At 63.2% G+C, this 17,836-nt stretch carries 15 protein-coding genes and 1 pseudogene; 10 read left to right on the forward strand and 6 right to left on the reverse strand.

From position 1 onward, the window contains the following. Positions 1–40 precede the first annotated feature (40 nt). The 4 genes from ACRXBZ_RS28415 to ACRXBZ_RS28430 all read right to left on the reverse strand — a co-directional run bounded on the left by ACRXBZ_RS28415 (position 41) and on the right by ACRXBZ_RS28430 (position 2,256). Positions 41–358, reverse strand: a complete 318-nt coding sequence (locus ACRXBZ_RS28415) for a hypothetical protein (RefSeq protein WP_433881683.1) — start codon at positions 356–358, stop codon at positions 41–43. A 289-nt stretch (positions 359–647) separates the two neighbouring features. Next, the gene (locus ACRXBZ_RS28420; RefSeq protein WP_433881684.1) at positions 648–974 is read right to left on the reverse strand and encodes a hypothetical protein; all 327 of its coding nucleotides are present in this window, start codon (positions 972–974) and stop codon (positions 648–650) included. Between the two features lie 348 nt (positions 975–1,322). Further along, positions 1,323–1,640: a hypothetical protein gene (locus ACRXBZ_RS28425; RefSeq protein ID WP_433881685.1), complete on the reverse strand. Its 318-nt coding sequence runs from the start codon at positions 1,638–1,640 to the stop codon at positions 1,323–1,325. A 289-nt stretch (positions 1,641–1,929) separates the two neighbouring features. Then, on the reverse strand, positions 1,930–2,256 hold the full coding sequence (locus ACRXBZ_RS28430) for a hypothetical protein (protein ID WP_433881686.1): 327 nt from the start codon (positions 2,254–2,256) through the stop codon (positions 1,930–1,932). Between the two features lie 512 nt (positions 2,257–2,768). Between ACRXBZ_RS28430 and ACRXBZ_RS28435 the strand changes: the two genes are divergently transcribed. The 8 genes from ACRXBZ_RS28435 to ACRXBZ_RS28470 all read left to right on the forward strand — a co-directional run bounded on the left by ACRXBZ_RS28435 (position 2,769) and on the right by ACRXBZ_RS28470 (position 12,034). Further along, a complete protein-coding gene (locus ACRXBZ_RS28435; protein WP_433881687.1) occupies positions 2,769–4,142 on the forward strand; it encodes an IS701 family transposase in 1,374 nt (457 codons plus the stop codon). 817 nt (positions 4,143–4,959) lie between these two features. Then, positions 4,960–6,222 carry a glycosyltransferase gene (locus ACRXBZ_RS28440; protein WP_433881688.1) on the forward strand — a complete coding sequence of 421 codons (1,263 nt, stop codon included), beginning with the start codon at positions 4,960–4,962 and terminating at the stop codon, positions 6,220–6,222. Between the two features lie 456 nt (positions 6,223–6,678). After that, on the forward strand, positions 6,679–8,286 hold the full coding sequence (gene istA, locus ACRXBZ_RS28445; RefSeq protein ID WP_433881681.1) for an IS21 family transposase: 1,608 nt from the start codon (positions 6,679–6,681) through the stop codon (positions 8,284–8,286). Then, positions 8,283–9,098, forward strand: coding sequence for an IS21-like element helper ATPase IstB (gene istB / locus ACRXBZ_RS28450; RefSeq protein ID WP_433881682.1), 816 nt, complete (start codon positions 8,283–8,285; stop codon positions 9,096–9,098). Before istA ends, istB begins: the two co-directional genes overlap by 4 nt. Positions 9,099–9,164: 66 nt before the next feature. Next, entirely contained in the window at positions 9,165–9,419 is a 255-nt protein-coding gene (locus ACRXBZ_RS28455) for a transposase family protein (RefSeq protein ID WP_433881689.1), read from the forward strand. 75 nt (positions 9,420–9,494) lie between these two features. After that, positions 9,495–9,860: a hypothetical protein gene (locus ACRXBZ_RS28460; protein ID WP_433881690.1), complete on the forward strand. Its 366-nt coding sequence runs from the start codon at positions 9,495–9,497 to the stop codon at positions 9,858–9,860. 1,107 nt (positions 9,861–10,967) lie between these two features. After that, the gene (locus ACRXBZ_RS28465) at positions 10,968–11,756 is read left to right on the forward strand and encodes a transposase family protein (RefSeq protein WP_433881691.1); all 789 of its coding nucleotides are present in this window, start codon (positions 10,968–10,970) and stop codon (positions 11,754–11,756) included. 38 nt (positions 11,757–11,794) lie between these two features. Next, entirely contained in the window at positions 11,795–12,034 is a 240-nt protein-coding gene (locus tag ACRXBZ_RS28470) for a hypothetical protein (RefSeq protein ID WP_433881692.1), read from the forward strand. A gap of 505 nt (positions 12,035–12,539) precedes the next feature. On the opposite strand, the pseudogene ACRXBZ_RS28475 reads toward ACRXBZ_RS28470, so the two are convergent. Both ACRXBZ_RS28475 and ACRXBZ_RS28480 read right to left on the reverse strand, forming a co-directional pair. Beyond that, positions 12,540–13,094 (reverse strand): annotated as a pseudogene (locus ACRXBZ_RS28475) (arylsulfotransferase family protein); the annotation flags it as partial. Between the two features lie 49 nt (positions 13,095–13,143). Then, entirely contained in the window at positions 13,144–13,677 is a 534-nt protein-coding gene (locus tag ACRXBZ_RS28480) for a transposase family protein (RefSeq protein WP_433880486.1), read from the reverse strand. Positions 13,678–14,290: 613 nt separating this feature from the next. On the opposite strand from ACRXBZ_RS28480, the gene ACRXBZ_RS28485 reads away from it, so the two are divergent. Together ACRXBZ_RS28485 and ACRXBZ_RS28490 are read left to right on the forward strand one after the other, a co-directional pair. After that, complete coding sequence (locus ACRXBZ_RS28485; protein ID WP_433881693.1) at positions 14,291–15,331, forward strand: IS630 family transposase; 1,041 nt, start codon at positions 14,291–14,293, stop codon at positions 15,329–15,331. Between the two features lie 933 nt (positions 15,332–16,264). Further along, positions 16,265–17,455: an ISAzo13 family transposase gene (locus ACRXBZ_RS28490; protein WP_433883990.1), complete on the forward strand. Its 1,191-nt coding sequence runs from the start codon at positions 16,265–16,267 to the stop codon at positions 17,453–17,455. Positions 17,456–17,836: the final 381 nt, after the last annotated feature.

Here is a 17,836-nt window from a genome sequence, read left to right on the forward strand (position 1 = left end):
TCCGCGTGGGGACGGTCGAGTTCCCGACGAAGCTGAGAACCTAGTCCTCGTTGTCCGTGGGCGCCTCGTTGTTGCTGTCTTTTTCGCTAGTGGCCTTTGCGTCGCCGCCGTTTGCGTCGCCGCCATTAGCACCCTCGCAGTGGGTCTCCGCCGGGGCCAAGACCGCGATGGCCGGACAGATGTTGATTGCGACGCCGCCGTTGCCGCCGTTGCCGCCGTTGCCGCCATGGCTCGCGGCGGTCACGGTGGAGTGGTCGTCAGACTTCTTGCCCTTTGCGGCAAGAGCTGGCGAGGCTCCCATCGCGAGCAATCCCGCTGCGGTCATGCCGGCGAACAGGACACGAAAAGACTTGCGCACTACGAGCTCCAATCTCGACAGAAATCAGCTGAGCGATTCGATTCGTGCCCGTCTTGGATCAGGCACGACCGCATGGAAATCAATGTTCGAACTCTCTCGCGGGAGTCAGGGTATTTGTGCCCAGTGTCATGTCATGCCAACGAGTCAATTGGGCCCAGTCATAGAGCATTTCAATGCCTTGGTTTCCGGTCGACGTGAATGTGCCGTGGCAGAAAGAAGTGTGCCGACTGGCGTACGCCGGTCGGCACACTCCCGCGATGACGGTCAGACCCTCGTCGTGGCAGCGACGTCAGTCGTCATCTTCGGTGTCGTTGCCGTTGCCGTGCGATGCATGGGATTCGGCATCGCCGCCAAGGCTGGCGCCGCCATCGGCAGCACTGCACAAGACATCGCCGCCGAGCACGCCAAGGCTGCCGGTGCAGGTGTTCGTGCCGACCCCACCGTTGCCGCCGTTACCGGCGTCGCCGCCCTCGGCCCCCGAGTAAACGAAGGAGTGTTCCTCGGACCCCTTGTGGCCCTTGCCGTGGTCCTTACCGCCGGCAAAGGCGGGCGATCCAATGGCCAGCATCGCGGCCGCAGCGGCGGCAACACCGACGAGACGAAGGGACGTACGCATTCCTCAGCTCCTATCCATGTTGGACTGTGCCCGGTCGGCTGGTTGAATTACACGAATTCCCAAGGATTCGGGACGCGCCGACCGACGGAGAAACGGTCGCATTGAATCGGTGGACCTTGCACGCTGGGCAACACTAAAGGGAGAGAATCCCCACTCAAGCGGAGGCATGATCACGCAGCGTCGTCATTATTTGGCGGTTTTCCACGCTCATGACCTAGCTGATCAGGTGAGGTAAAATGCAAGCCTCGCGAAAAAGATCAACATCTGATCCGCTCATTGATCCACTCCAGTAGCTCAAGGTCTTGGGGGCGCGCCGTAGGGTCGAGAGCTCCCGGTGAAGCTGAGAACCTAGTCCTCGCTGTTCGTGGGCGCCTCGTTGTTGCTGTCTTTTTCGCTAGTGGCCTTTGCGTCGCCGCCGTTTGCGTCGCCGCCATTAGCACCCTCGCAGTGGGTCTCCGCCGGGGCCAAGACCGCGATGGCCGGACAGATGTTGATTGCGACGCCGCCGTTGCCGCCGTTGCCGCCGTTGCCGCCATGGCTCGCGGCGGTCACGGTGGAGTGGTCGTCAGACTTCTTGCCCTTTGCGGCAAGAGCTGGCGAGGCTCCCATCGCGAGCAATCCCGCTGCGGTCATGCCGGCGAACAGGACACGAAAAGACTTGCGCACTACGAGCTCCAATCTCGACAGAAATCAGCTGAGCGATTCGATTCGTGCCCGTCTTGGATCAGGCACGACCGCATGGAAATCAATGTTCGAACTCTCTCGCGGGAGTCAGGGTATTTGTGCCCAGTGTCATGTCATGCCAACGAGTCAATTGGGCCCAGTCATAGAGCATTTCAATGCCTTGGTTTCCGGTCGACGTGAATGTGCCGTGGCAGAAAGAAGTGTGCCGACTGGCGTACGCCGGTCGGCACACTCCCGCGATGACGGTCAGACCCTCGTCGTGGCAGCGACGTCAGTCGTCATCTTCGGTGTCGTTGCCGTTGCCGTGCGATGCATGGGATTCGGCATCGCCGCCAAGGCTGGCGCCGCCATCGGCAGCACTGCACAAGACATCGCCGCCGAGCACGCCAGTGCTGCCGAGGCAGGTGTTCGTGCCGACCCCACCGTTGCCGCCGTTACCGGCGTCGCCGCCCTCGGCCCCCGAGTAAACGAAGGAGTGTTCCTCGGACCCCTTGTGGCCCTTGCCGTGGTCCTTACCGCCGGCAAAGGCGGGCGATCCAATGGCCAGCATCGCGGCCGCAGCGGCGGCAACACCGACGAGACGAAGGGACGTACGCATTCCTCAGCTCCTATCCATGTTGGACTGTGCCAGGTCGGCTGGTTGAATTGCTGGAATTCCCGGGGTCGGGGTGTGCCGACCGGCAGAGAAACCGTCGCATTGAATCGGTGGACCTTGCACGCCGGGCAACACTAAAGGGAGAGCATTCCCACTCAAGCGGAGGCATGATCACGCAGCGTCGTCATTATTTGGGAGATTTCCACGGCCATAACCCAGCTGATCAGGTGAGGTGGAAATCCATCTCCGAAAAAAGATCCCTTGATCAACTTAAAGTTGATCAAGGGAAACCACTGCACGCTGCTTTCGCGACACAAGATCACGAAAGCATGCGTTGTTGGATCTGATGGTGCGGCTCGCGGATCGCTTGATGTGGCGCACCCTGGGTGTCGATGTTCAGCGGTTGTGCGGATTCGAGGCTAGTACGGCAGCCGCACTTTGGTGATCTTGGCTGGTCAGGGGCGTTGAGGGGGCCCGGTTAATCAGGCGGGCAGCCGCCTCGCGATGATCATGTTGTGACGCAAGAAGATCGTGAGGCGGCTGCGGCTGTCATGGTAGAGGGTGCGCGTGCGGTGGCGAACCTGGAGGTGCTGCACGGACGGTTGAGGCCGTGTTTCGCGCGGGCGAAGCCGTTTGGGCAGGCCAGGAAGTACATGTCCGGGTTGATGAGTGATCTGCCGCGCAAGAACGGGTGGACCATCGCCGAGCACGCGGGAGACCGGACTCCGGATCGGATGCAGCGGCTGCTCAATCACGCGGTGTGGGACCACGATCAGGTTCAGGGGGTGGTGCGACGGTTCGTGGTCGACCAGTTAGGAGACCAGCCGTTGCGGGTGGTGGCGCTGGACGAGTCCGGTCAGGAGAAACAGGGGGAATGCACTGCGGGCGCCAAACGGCAGTACATGGGCTGCGCGGGCCGGGTCGCGAATGGGGTGAACACAGTCTATTGTTCGTACGCCACCCCCGGCGGGCACGCGCTGGTCGGTGCCCGTATCTATGTGCCGGCCGAACAGCTCGACGATCCTGATCGCCGTGTCGCGCTCGGTGTTCCCGACAAGACCGAGTTTCGAACGAAACCGCAACTGGCGCAAGACATTCTTTTTGACATGATCTCGGATGAGACGATACCGCCGTGGGTGGCGGGCGACGAGGTTTATGGCCGATCGGGCCCGCTAAGGACTTTCTTGGAGGACAACGAGATCGGGTACGTGATGCGCGTCGGGTGCGCCTTCACCATCGAGTTGCCAACGGGTGAGCGGATACGCGCGGACGCTACCGTGGCCACGCACCTGGCCAGCCGCGAGCACGAGCGGGCCTGGCAGGTCTGCTCGGTGACCGGGTCGAAAGGCGAACGCATGTACGCCTGGGCCTGGATCGCGACCGCGAGCCCACGCCACTTTCTGTTGATACGCAAACACTTGCAGACCGGCGAGTTGGCCTACCACTACTGTCACGTTCCCGCTGGACGGCCGATCACGCTGATGACCCTCGTGCGGGTCGCATGCTTGCGCTGGCCAGTCGAAGAAGGGTTCGAGTTCGGAAAAGACCACTTCGGACTTGATCACTCCCAGGTCCGCCTCTACACCGCACTGCTGCGGCACATCGTACTCACTCTGGCCGCGCTCGCCGTCTGCGCCATCACCGCAGCCCAAGCCAGAACCCGAGCTCCAGCACCAATCTTGCCCACCACGCCCGATCAGCAGCCACCCGAGGATCCCGGCCTGATCGCACTCACTGTCGCCGAGATCAAACGACTATTCACACTGGTCACCCGTCGGCTCCACCCCGAAACCCACCACCTGCACTGGGTCTGGTGGCGACGCCGACACCAAGCTCGCGCCCGCGGGTTCCATCACCGCACCCGACTACGTCGTGACCAGCGAACATAGCCCAACCGGAAAGTGCGGCTGCCGTACTAGCGATGACCGTCTTGTGCAGCTTGGCGACCTCGTCGGGTGGGCGGTCGGCGACGTACTTACGGAGATCGGCGCCGGTGATCAGCGTGGCGATGTGGTCCCATGATCAGCCGAGTGTATCGAGGTGCCACAACAGTTGAGCGCGGTAGTAGACCGCCACGTCATCGGTCCCGGGCCTTACCTCACTCCTGCCCGTTGCTGCTGGCGCATCCGGAAAAGGATTACTTCGCCGCAATCCCAACGTTGTTCGCAGCGCCTCCGCAGTAGACCGGGCGTCCCCGTTGCGCAACATGCGCCGCCGGCCGGAGCTCGGCTCCACCTAACTACCGAGACAGCCGTAGTCGATCTGGCCCTCCTCGCCATGCAGTGGATCCTCCCCACCGCACCTGCAGCCGATGGTTCTCGTGGGGCAGATTCGCCCGCACACACCGGCGCAACGACGCCACCGAGGCCTCCGGTTCATGCTCGGCCATCATCGCTGATGAATCGTGGACATCGTGACCACACCCAGCATTGACTTGATGTAATCGTGGTGGTGGGGGAATCTCCGGCCACGTCATCTACTGCAACCGCGTGTCGTGCGGCTGAGGAAACCCTAGTCAGCTGTGGAATTGCTTGACGTCGTGGTGAAGATCGGCAAGGTCGCCCTGAGTCTGCCGGCACGCGGCGCGACCCTCCCGGAGTCGCCAGAGGGACTTGTCCGCGGCCAGTGAAACGAATGGCCATTGACAGGGACTCGCCCCGAGTTTCATCCACTAGCCGGGAACAAGCTCTGCAACAATCCGAGATCATGCGCATACTTATTGCGACTGCGGGCACGTCCGGGGATGTGCTGCCCTACACGGGTCTCGCGGTGCGACTGCAGGAATCTGGTCACGAGGTGGCCCTTGCCACCCACATGCCGTTCGCCGAGGCGGTACGGTGCCGAGGTCTCGAATTCCGTGCCCTGCCGGTGGATCCTCTCGTGCAACTGAGCTCGCGCGAAGGCCAGAGGCTAGTCCGTTCAGGAAGCGGGCCCGCTGCCCTGTTGCACGCGGCACGGCTGGGGCGGGAGTTTCTTCGCGAATTCGGGCATGGGATCCTGGCAGCCGCAGAGCATGGTGTGGACGTCATACTGCTATCCACGACTGCAGTCCGGGCAGGAAGCGCTGTAGCGGACGCCCTCGGCGTACCCAGCATCGGCGTCTCGCTCCAACCCATAACGCCAACGGGTGACTTTCCACCTGCTTTTCTGGGCTGGAAGCGACAGATCGGCCGCGCAGGCAACCGTGCTGCCGCCTATGCCCTAATGGCTTTGACCGATTTCGCATACGCACCCGTTGAACGCGCGCTGCGCAGAGATCTGGGTCTGTCCACTGCGAACACAGGGAGTTTCCGAACCCGCGAACGCAGCGATTGGCCAGTCCTGCACGCGTTCAGTCCGACTGTGGTTCCTCGCCCCTCGGATTGGCGGTCCGGAGCACAGGTCGCCGGTTACCTTTGGCCCGCTCACTCACGTGGATGGCGTCCGATTCCCACATTGGTGGACTTCCTGGAGTCGGGACCACCACCAGTTTTCGTCGGTCTCGGAAGTATGATCGTCACAAACCCCGAGCAGTTGGTCGCTACCGTGGTAGATGCGCTTCGGATCGCGGGAGTGCGCGGTATTGTCCAAAGAGGTTGGGGAGGTCTGGAAAGCCACTCCGACGACGTGCTGACTATCGGTGAAGTCCCCCATGAGTGGCTTTTTCCACGCACAGCCGCGCTAATACACGCGGCTGGCGCAGGGACCACTGCGGCTGGACTACGGGCTGGGATTCCAGCCATACCAATACCGGTGTGGCTCGACCAACCGTTCTGGGCGGCACGCCTGGCGGCGCTGGGCGTTAGTCCTGGACCGATAGCGTTGCGGGAGCTAAGCAGTGCGCGCCTGGCTACAGCCATCTGCGGCGTTGTCCAAGACAGCGCCTACCGACGCCGCGCTCGCTGGGTAGCAGAGCGCATCGCAGACGAGGACGGAGCAGGTCAGGTAGCAAAGGCTGTCGAACTCGTCGGGCCGAACTCACCCCGTTAGAGCTCTGGTCGGCGGGGCTAGACAAGGCTTTGCTTCCTCAACCGCACAGATGATCCAGGAGTCGGCTGATGGCGCCGATGGACCGGCGGGCAGGGCGTGTGCAAGGTTGATCTGAGGGTTGCGGCGGGTTTCTGACCAGGCGGGACTCAAGACGAGGGCGCGGTTTCCGGTGGGAGATCATCGGGTTTTATAAGAGTGACGGTCTACCCAGGAGCCGCGGCCTCGTGTCCTTATCTTCCCCGATTCCGGTTGTGCTTGACCGCCCTCACTGCCGAGTCCCTGCGGGGTCATGTGTGTCAGCTGCCACGAACTAGGGACCACTGAAGCGGGTGTTTTGCCATGGTCATGGGACCACTTGGTTGCCACTAATGGGACCACCTGGCGTGTCGTGCCGGGACGGTTCTCGATTGTCCACATGGGATCGATCCAAGTTGATCGACTTGGAGGTCCTGTGGGATGGCGTACCGGGAGGTTGCTGTGATCGAAGTTCGGGAGATGTTGCGGGCCTGGATGGCGGGTAAGGGTCTGCGGAGGGTGGCTGAGCAGGCCGGGGTGGACCGTAAGACGGTCCGCCGCTACACCGATGCGGCGGTGGCGGCGGGGCTGGATCGTGACGGCGGCGAGGATCAGCTGACCGACGAGCTGATCGGGCAGGTGGTGGCCGGGGTGCGCCCGGATCGCCCGGCTGGTCGTGGCTCGGCGTGGGAGAGCCTGGAGACCGAGCGTGAGCAGATCGTGGAGTGGGTCGGCAAGGACCTGACGGTGGTCAAGATCGGGGAGTTGCTGGCCCGCCAGGGGGTGGTGGTGCCGCATCGGACGCTGCACCGTTTCTGCGTGGAGCGCACCGGCTACCGGGGCCGTGGCGCTGGAGACACGGTGCGGGTGGCCGATGGCACGCCGGGCGTGGAGTGCCAGATCGACTTCGCCAAGATGGGGCTGCTGTATGACCCGTCGGCGGGGCGGCGCCGCGTGGTGCACGCGTTGATCTTCACGGCGGTGTTCTCGCGGCACATGTTCGTGTGGCTGACCTTTGCGCAGACGCTGGAGGCCGTCGTGGCCGGGTGCGAGGCGGCGTGGCGGCACTTCGATGGAGTGTTCCGGGTGCTGATCCCGGATAACGCGTCGGCGATGGTGGCCAAGGCGGACGCGGTCAATCCGCAGTTCACCGTGGGCTGGCTGGAGTACGCGCAGGCCAGGGGCTTCGTCACGGACGCGGCCAGGGTCCGCTCACCCCAGGACAAACCTCGGGTCGAGAGGACTGTGCAGTACGTACGCGGCAACTTCTTCGCTGGCGAGACCTTTGTGGACCTGGCCGACGCCCAGGCCCGCGCCGAGACCTGGTGCCGGGACAAGGCCGGGCTGCGGATCCATGGCACGATCCACGCCCGCCCGGCGGAGGTGTTCGCCGAGCACGAGGCCACCGCGCTGCTGCCCGCCCCCGAGACGCCGTATGAGGTGCCGATCTATGTCGAGGTCAAAGTGCACCGCGACTACCACGTTCAGGTTGGCAAGGCGCTGTACTCGGCCCCGAAGGCCTACATCGGCCAGCAGGTCCAAGCCCGCGCGGACGCGGAACTGGTCAAGCTGTTCCACCGCGGCCAGCTGATCAAGACCCATCCCCGGCAGCGCCCCGGTGGCCGCTGCACCGACCCCGAAGACCTGCCCGCCGAGAAGACCGCCTACGCGCTGCGTGACCTGCAGCGGCTGACCCGCGCCGCCGCCGCGCACGGCGAGAACGTCGGCATCTACGCGGAACGACTGCTCGACGACAAGCTGCCCTGGACCCGGATGCGGCAGGTCTACCGGCTGCTCGGGCTGGCCAAACGCTATGGCTCCGGACCAGCCGACACCGCGTGCGGGAAAGCCCTGGACATCGACGTCATCTCCGTCACCAAGATCGCCTCGATGCTGGAGCACGCCACCGAGAACACCCCCACCCCGGCGCCGGCGGCCGCACGAGCGGCCACCCCAGCCCGCTTCGCCCGCGATCCGCGCGAGTTCCGGCGGGTCAAGCCGTACTGGATGAAAGTGATCGACGGCGGAGGGGAGGCGACGACCCGATGAGCGCCACAACGATGATCGACCCAGTCTCACCCGAGCTCAAGCAGGTGCTGCGGGCGCTCAAGCTCGGCAAGATGCTCCACACGCTGCCCGAACGGCTCACGTTGGCCAAACAGCAGCACCTCTCGCACGCGGCGTTCCTCGAGCTCGTGCTGGCCGACGAGGCCACCCGCCGCGACACCCAGTCCGCGCAGCTACGGGCCCGCAAAGCCGGCCTCGACCCCGGCATGCGCATCGAAACCTGGGACGAGTCCGCCGCGGTGCGCTACGACCGCACCCTCTGGAACGAACTCACCAGCCTGCGATTCCTCGACGGGCCCCACGGAGCCTGCCTGCTCGGAGCGGTCGGGGTCGGCAAGACCCACCTGGCCACCGCGCTCGGGCACATCGCCGTCCGCCGCCGCCACAGCGTGCTCATGCTCCGCGCCGACGCGCTGTTCAAACGACTCAAAGCCGCCCGCCTCGACAACAGCGTCGAGGCCGAGATGCGCCGGCTGACCCAGGTCCGGCTCCTGCTCATCGACGACTTCGCACTCCAGCCCCTGCACGCCACCGAGACCGCCGACTTCTACGAGCTCGTCGTGGCCCGTCACCACACCGCGTCCACCGTGCTGACCTCCAACCGCGAGCCTGCCGAGTGGCTGGCCATGATGAGCGACCCCCTCCTCGCCCAATCCGCCGTCGACCGGCTCACCTCCACCACTCACGAACTCGTCATCGAGGGCGAGTCCTACCGGCAACGACAGAAACCCGGACACGCGCCCTCCGGCGCGTCCATTGACACCACCACGACGGGAGACCACGATGCTCACTGAGCCGACCACGTGGTCCCATCCCCGCGGCAATACCCCGGTCCCTTCCTCGTGGCAAATGACAGTCATGTGGACGGTCTCTGGCAGGCTCTGGAGGCGGTGAGCGATCCCCGCGATGGGCGGGGAATCCTGTATCGGTTGCCGTTGCTGCTGGCCTTGGCGGTGCTGGCGGTGACCGCCGGGGCGAAGACGTTCATCGAGATCGCCGAGTATGCCGCGGACCTGCCGGCCTGGTTTCTCCGCCGAGCGCGGTGTGTGCTCGTGGTCGGGTACCCCGTCGGGCTGGACCTTCGCGCGGGTGTTGACCCTAGTCGGCCATGGTGAGCTCGACCAGGCCTTATCCGGCTGGACGGCCCGGGACGGCCAACGAGCGAAGGCGGTCGCCTCGACGGGAAAATGATGCGGGCCGCGGCTACCCGGGAAAGCCATCATGCCCCGAACACAAGTGGTGGCCGCGATGAACTGCGTGGCGAGGTTCTCGGCCAGACCGAGGTGGAGGCCGGCGATGAGAACGCCGCAGCCCGCGACCTGCTGGCTCGGCTGGGACGGAAAGCGTTGGAGAAAGTGGTGATCACCGCCGATGCCAAACACGCCGGCGCCACCTTCGTCTCCGAGGTGGAGAAGGTGGGGGCGTTCTGGCTGCTCCCGGTCGAAGGCAACCGGCCTGGCCTGTACCAACAGCTGAAAACCCTGCCCTGGACCCGAGTCCGCCTGGCGAACAGAACCGCGGCCGCGGGCACGGGCGTGCCGAGACCCGCAGCCTGAAAGTCCTTGCTCTGGACGAAAACCTGCGAACCGACCTGCTCGGGGCCCGGCAGGCCATCCGGATACGGCGCTGGTGCCGCCCGAACGGCAAAGCCGCCAGTATCGAAACGGTCCACTACCTGACCAACCTGCCACCCACCTCCGCCAGCCCCGCTGAGCCGGCAGAACTGGTTCAAGGGCATGGGGCGTAGAAAATCGCCTTCACCTGGTGTGTGACGTCGCCTTCGACGAAGACCTCCACCGGGCCCGCACCAGCAACGCACCCCAAAACCTCGCGGTACTACGCAACACCGCGATCGCCCTGCACCGCCAGGCCGGAGCCACGAGCATCCGGCCCGCGCTCCGCGCCGGCAACCGCAAACCCGAGCGACTCCTGGATCTACTACCCGAAACGAACTAAACCGGACAGGTAAACCTTGCACACGCCCTTGACCGGCGGGGGTGATCAGGTGCTTGCGGATCGACTCAATGGATTCGCAGCGGGCGCGGCGACGGACTCTGTGGTATGTCACCAGAACGACCATGCCCCATGATCGGCGACGCCGCTAGGCATGTGGGGCAGCGCCGCGATGTGCATGGAGCCATCGTCGAAGGAAACGCACCTGCAAGCGCCTGCGGACCGAGAGTGATCTGACGTGGTCCGGTAGGCGCCATTACCGGATTCCAATACTTCGCGTACCATGTGCCGTCGAGTTCGCCTGCATGCATTTCCAGGTGGAGCCGATAGCCTGGATCGGGTCCTGGTTGAGTCGCCCAGCCCATGTAGGGTGCACTCCCTCATCTCACGATGCCCGGAGCTCGTGCCGCGAAGCTGGTCGACCGCTATCGGGGCAGTTTCACGACTTTGGACTTGCCGATGACATTTCCCGTCGCATCTAGGGCCCTGACCTGGAAATATGGTCCTGGATTGCTCGTCGGGATCTCCGTCTCGAAGCCGGCCTGGGGGAAATGCTCGACGACGACCGACAGTGAGCCATTCCGGGTAACGGTTGGTGACGCGCTGTGTTGATCTTGGGGTTTGGTGTGGGGCTGTCCACATGAGAGCGCGGGATCCCTGGTACGAAGTAGTCCTTCCACAGATCAACTTCGTAGGGAACCCGCGCTGCTATGAGTGTCACATACGAGGCTGTCCTGGACGTATCCGAGGACACGGTGTTGTTCTTGTCCGGGTTGTTGCATGCCGAGCGGCTGCGGCGTGGTACTCGTGCGGGACGGCGCAAGCTGAGCACCTACAAGCAGGCGGTGCTGGTGTTGCGCTGGTTCCTGGACGACACCCGGATGTCGGCGTTGGCCAGGGATAACAGGATCTCGAAGTCGACGGCGTATGAGTACCGCGACGAGGGTATCGCGGTGCTGGCGGCCCGCCGACCGACGTTGCACGGGGCGTTGCTGGCGGCGAAGATGGCGGGGCATTCGTTCGTGATCGTGGACGGGACGTTGATCCACACCGACCGGATCTCCATCCCTGGCCCGACCAAGGGCGTCGATTTGTGGTGGAGCGGAAAGCACAAACATCACGGCGGCAACATCCAGGTAGTGTCCGCCCCGGACGGGTCGCCGCTATGGGTCTCCGACGTGCGGCCCGGACGCGAGCACGACATGACCGCCGCCCGCGCCGACCCCGAACTGCTGGAGCGGGTCGCCGACTGGATCAGCGAGGGCAGCCACGCCCTGGCCGATCTCGGCTACGAAGGCGCCCCGGACACCTTCACGATCCCATTCAAAAAACCCAAAGACGGGGAACTGACCGTCGACCAACAGGCCTACAACGCAGTCCACGGCGCGCTGCGCTGCCTAGGCGAACGCGCCAACTCACTACTCAAAACCACCTACAAAGCACTACGCCGCCAACGCGGCTGCCCCAGGGCGTGTGCAAGGTTGACCTGTCCGGTTTAGGTAGTTTCGGATAGGGCGGTGGGTGGCAGGTTGGCCAGGTGGTGGACCGTTTCGATACCGGCGGCTTTGCCGTTCGGGCGGCGCCAGCGCCATATCCGGATGCCCTGCCGGGCCCCGAGCAGATCGGTTCGCAGGTTTCCGTCCAGAACAAGGACCTTTCAGGCTGCGGGCCCTGGCACGTCCGTGCCCGCCCACGATTTCCATTGAAATTGCGGAGGTTGTCCACAGGCATCGGCGTGTCGGGGTGCGACACGCCGAAGTTCCGCAAGTTCCATTGAAATCGAAGGTTCGATTTCAATGGAACTTGCGGGTTCTCTCCGCCGAGGCGGACTCGATGAACGTCTTCGCACCGGCGTTCACCGCCAGGGCCGGCAGAGTCGGCAGCAACGGCAACACATACAGGATTCCCCGCCCACCGCCTCCAGAGCCCGCCAGAGACCGTCCACACGACCCCGCAAGGACTCGACTGTGACGGTGGGCCGGTCAAGCACAACCCGAATCAGGGAAGCCAAGAACACAAGAGCGCGGCTCCTGGATAGACCGTCACGGCTTGGACAACCCGATGATCTCCCACCGGAAACCGCGCCCTCGTCTCGCGTCCCACCTGGACAGAAACCCGCCGCAACCCTCAGATCAACCTTGCACACGCCCTGGCGGCTGCCCCTGGCGCATCGGCACCATCGCCGCAGCTGCCCTGGTCCTGCTCCACCACGAACACGCCCGCACCACATGACCATTACAGAAGATGATCACACAAAGCAACCAAGGGTTACGCGGAAAGGCTCAATAGGTCCGATCAACGGTTGCCTTGCGGTTGCGGAAGTCGAGGTTCAGGGTCAGCCCATGGGACTGCTGTTGGGGTGGACTGTCCATTGGTTCGCAGCACCCGTCGTCGAACATGCTGATCCGGTTTCCAGGGCGGAATCTGGCATCATGTTGCCAGAAGAATGCCCCGTTCGGGCCGAGGTCGAAGTCACTCTTCTTGCCGCCGAGTTGCCAGATGGCTTTCCCTTTACTCTTGTTGACGTTGTAGACGGCCCACGTGTTCCGGGCGGAGATCAACAGTTGTCCGCTAGGGCCTTCGTCGATCGAGTTCATGTGGTAGGCGTCCCACACGCCCCCGGATGATGATGCGCTTGAGGCAGGTACTTCGGAATCGGCAGGGTCCACGTGATCGAGCATGTCCCAGGAGAAAATGAGCTCACCCGTCGCGAGGTCGACCTCCTGGACCTGACTGTCGAGGATGGCGCCACTTTCTGGGCCCCCGTAGGGGTGCAGATCCATGGGCACCGGTTTGGTGGCGATGAAGAGCGCGGTCCCCCTGTCGGTCAGCAGGAATTCGTGCTCGTCGGCGCTGAAGCCGTTGTGTGGGAATACTGAGGGTTATTCACGCTGAGGCGAAGAAATGCAGGGCGACAACGGTGGAGATGGTTTTACGGAAGGTCTCGATGGGGCGCCGGTAGTCGGTGTGCAGGATGCGCCAGGTCTTGAAGTTAGCGATCACCTGCTCGATGACGTAGCGAATCCTGTTGATCTGCGTGTTGAATTCTTTCTCCCAGTCCAGCAATTCGCGGCATTCAGGTTTCTTGATCGGCGTGAGCATGTCGTTGCCCACGTATCCTTTGTCGCCTATCCAGTTGGCGGGCGTCAGTGTCAACAGCACGTCAGATTCACCGAGGCAGTACGAGTCGTGCCGGCTGCCATCAATCGGATCGGAGATCCACCTGAGCTGGCCGTCGACCGTACAGGCGATCTGCACGTTCATACCGGTGGTCTTGTGCTTGCCCGAGTACAACTCCGGGTGCGAGGACCAGGACCAGCAGGGCAGCAGCGTGCCGTCGACGATGTACTGCTGCCGGTCGTCCAACTCGTCGGCGGTGGGCACGAACCTCGCGAGCACCTGGTTGATCAGTGGCGTCACTGTGGTAACCGCACGACTGATGGACGGCTGGGAAACTCCGTAGGTTTCTGCGATTTCCGCTTGGACCCGATTGCGCCTCATATAGGTCAGCGCAACGACCACAGAGTTCCACAATCCTAGAATCGGTGGCCACGGCTGGTTCTCTTGCCCGGTTTCCATCCTGATCAGCTCACATAAGTCGGCGATCTGTGGCACGGTGAGGCCGGTGGTATGATACATACAGGTGGTCCGCTTTCTTGCGATTTTGAGTGTGGTAACCCAATTCTCGCATTAAACGGACCGCCGCTTATGTCAACACGCCGGTCGGCGACTGAATTTTGATGCGCCTGAATAATCCTCACTGTCTTCAGCAGGCGATAGTGATCATCGTAAACGTAGTAGCATCCGCCCGGTTGTGGCGCTCCGGCAGGCAGGTTCGTGTACGCGGGTGGAATGGTGATGGTTCCCTGCCAGAAGGTCAACGCGGGTTGTGCTTTCCCGGTCTTGGGGTTGCGATATTTCTGGACTTTGAAGTCGGCGTTCTGCAGGTTTGAGAAGGGCAGCGGGCGAAACCAGACTGGATTGCCCGAGTTATTGATCGGGAACTTATAGGTGTGATCTTCGTTGTTCTGGCATGATCGCTGGTGTGCGGGACGCGCGGAGGTTGTCGCCTGAGGCGCAGGAGGATTTGCGGCGCAGGGTGGTCGCTGCTGTTCATGGTGGGATGAGTCAGGTCGAGGCGGCCCGGGTGTTCGCGGTGGCCCCGCAGTCGGTGTCCAGATGGGTGCAGGCGTGGCGGAAACGTGGCTCGAAGGGTCTCACCGGGCGTCGCCGGGGTCGCAAGCCCGGCGAGCAGAAAGCGTTGAGTGCCCGCCGGCAGCGCAAGCTGCGGTATGCGGTGGCCGAGCACACCCCGGCCACGTTCGGGCTGACCGGCCTGGTGTGGACCCGCAAGACAGTGGCCGAGCTGATCCGGGTGCGCCACGGCATCGTGTTGAACCTGCGCACCGTCGGCAACTACCTGCGTTCCTGGGGATTGTCGCCGCAGAAACCGATCCGCAAGGCCTACGAACAGGACCCCGAGTCGGTGCGCCGATGGCTGGAGGAGGACTACCCGGCCATCGCCGCCCGCGCCCGCCGCGAGGGCGCACTGATCCTGTGGCTGGACCAGACCGGGATCCGCTCCGACGCCACCGTAGCCCGCACCTGGGCACCGGCGGGCCAGACACCGGTGGTGGGCAAAACGGGCAAACGATTCAGCGTGAACGCCATGTGCGCGATCGGGAACAAAGGCGAGCTGTACTTCACCGTCTACACCGGCTCGTTCAACGGCAAGGTGTTCCTGCGGTTCCTGGACCGGCTGACCCGCCATCTGGACCGCAAGGTCCACCTGATCGTTGACGGACACCCCGTCCACCGCCGCAAGACCATCCAGCAATGGATCACCAAGCACGCTGAGGCGATCGAGATGCACTTCCTGCCCGGATACAGCCCCGAACTCAACCCCGACGAGATACTCAATGCCGACCTCAAACGCACCATGTCCACCAGCACAGCCCCGAAAACCCGCGACGAGTTGAAACAAGCGGTCCGCTCCTTCCTCCACCGCCTCCAGAAGCTGCCCGACCGAGTTCGCTCCTACTTCGGCAAACCCGAAGTCCGCTACGCCGCCTGACATCACACATTTGCCACCCGGATCAATATCGTTGATCAGGGCGCCGGTCTGTCCGATCGGCCTGTCGAAGTTGTACGGGGCGAGGAAGATCTGCCCGGGCGCGGTGCCTTCCTTCTGCGTTGTCACGTCGACCCGCATGGGATGAAGCGTCGGCTCGGCCACGAAGCTCCACGTGTCAGGGCCCGTGGTGATAGGCGGCGGGATCGGCGCGGTGGTGGTCGGCGGGGCGGGCTCCGTCGCGCACAGGGGCGGATTCCATTGCGGGTTCGCGGTCGAGGCTGCACAGTTCGAGAGAACAAGCCCCACGGAGAACACACCGACGCCTGGAGTATAAGCGACTCTCGTCGTATTGCGAACGCCCAGCCCTCGCGCCGCCATCTCATACCTCCTCAATGCACGGTGCCGTGCTGGACCGACCTTTTGCGTGCAGAACCGTATCTGACTGATCTCAGCTTTGGTTGCCTGCGGCGTTACGTAGGTTCACAAGCATTGCACTACACCGGCACGCGCACCTTCCGGAGCGGAATGCTGCCTCACCACAACGAGCTATCTCAAGCGTGTCCGAATAAACAATCGGGTGGCGTTCAACTTTTTCCGGGGACGCAGACGGGGAAAGATCCGGATTCGCGCCGTTACGCATGCGCCGACGACCGGGCTGTAAGACAGATTCGCGAGACACCGCCGCGGCCTTGGTTAGTGGACGCCACGCTGCTGTGCTACATCGACGGCTAGTAGAATCCCGCTGCCGCCAAGCAGGGCTCGGCGGAATCTCACCCGACGTGTATGAGGAGACAATGGCACCGGCGACACAACCTACCGATCCCGATCCTAAGGGGCTGTTATTAAATAACTAATCGATTTGTTGCTGATCGGTTACCTGCTTCGATGTATGATCTTCGTGTGGCGATCGATCGATCCGGTGAGCGTGAGGCGATGGCGGTCCGGTTAGCTGAACTGCTGCCCCGACTGAATGAACGCGACCGTCGCCTAGCATTGGGGGCGGAAGCGAAGTCTTGGGGCCGTGGCGGGATTGCGGAAGTGCACCGGGCAACAGGGATGGCGCGATCGACCATCAAATGCGGAATGCGTGATCTGGACGCGGTCGAGAGCCGAGGGGCATCGGGCCGCGTGCGGGCGCGTGGAGGCGGCCGGAAGAAAGCGGAAGACGCCAACCCGGAGCTGGTCGATGCATTGAATTCTCTGATCGAACCCGGTACCCGCGGAGATCCGGAATCGCCGTTGCGCTGGACGACGAAGTCGACCCGCAACCTTGCCAGGGAATTGACTGAGATGGGCCACTCCGTCAGTCATACGGTGGTCGCGAAGATCCTCGCGGCACTCGGCTTCAGCTTGCAAGCCACCCGCAAGACGCTGGAAGGCACGCAGCATCCCGACCGCGACGCACAGTTCCGGTACATCAACTCGCTGGCCGAGGACTTCCTAGCCGCGGGTGACCCGGTGATCAGTGTTGATACAAAAAAGAAAGAGCTGGTCGGACGGTTCGCGCAGGCTGGCAGGGAATGGCGGCCTGCGAGAACGCCAGTCGAGGTTTCCACCTATGATTTCCCGAGCTCGGCGGAAGGAAAAGCCATCCCGTACGGAGTGTATGACATTGCCGATGATAGCGCATGGGTCTCAGTCGGCGTCGATCACGACACGTCCGTCTTCGCGGTGGCGACGATCGAAGCATGGTGGCAGCAGATGGGACAGAAGAAATATCCGAACGCCCGCCGTCTGCTCATCACCGCCGACGGCGGCGGATCAAACGGATCTCGCCCTTGGCTGTGGAAGCACGAACTGGCTCGCCTGTCCGCGGCAACCGGCTTGGAAATCGCTGTATGCCGTTACCCACCCGGCACAAGCAAATGGAACAAGATCGAACACCGCCTGTTCTCCCAGATCAGCCTCAACTGGCGAGGCCGACCACTGGAAACATATCAAACCGTCGTCAACCTGATCGCCAACACCACAACCGCGGCCGGTCTAACCATACGATGCGAACTCGATCCCAACCTCTACCCCACGAAGATAAAACTCACCAAACAGCAGAAAGAATCCATCCCGATCACCCGGAGCGAGTTCCACGGCGACTGGAATTATATCATCCACCCCGCAAAAGAATAGGTAATTCCATTCCAGCTCCTAACGAACCCAGATAACCAGTCCCCGGCAAAGCGGGGTTCCCCTGCGCGTCGTCAAGCGGCTGCGTGGATGAGTGGCGCTGACAGAGCGAGGCGTTGTTCGTCGACGATCACGGGTGCGCCAGACCTGGTCGGCATTAGAGGCTGCGCATGGCTTTAGTCTGTCCCGGTGCAAGTAGGCCTCACGTTACAACCTGTGCTAAGCGGGTTTCTGAGATCATGGGATCGCTAACAGTTCACCGAAGGGCGGCACGGAGACAAAACCGTTCCCCAGCTGAGTAGCTAGGCTGCTCACTCTGGAAGGAAAATGGGTGGAAGGTCTATCGAGAAGGAAAGCTGGACCTGGATCTGCGCAGGCCCAGCC

It is taken from the genome of Saccharopolyspora hattusasensis (assembly GCF_050972075.1).
Taxonomy (GTDB): domain Bacteria; phylum Actinomycetota; class Actinomycetes; order Mycobacteriales; family Pseudonocardiaceae; genus Saccharopolyspora; species Saccharopolyspora hattusasensis.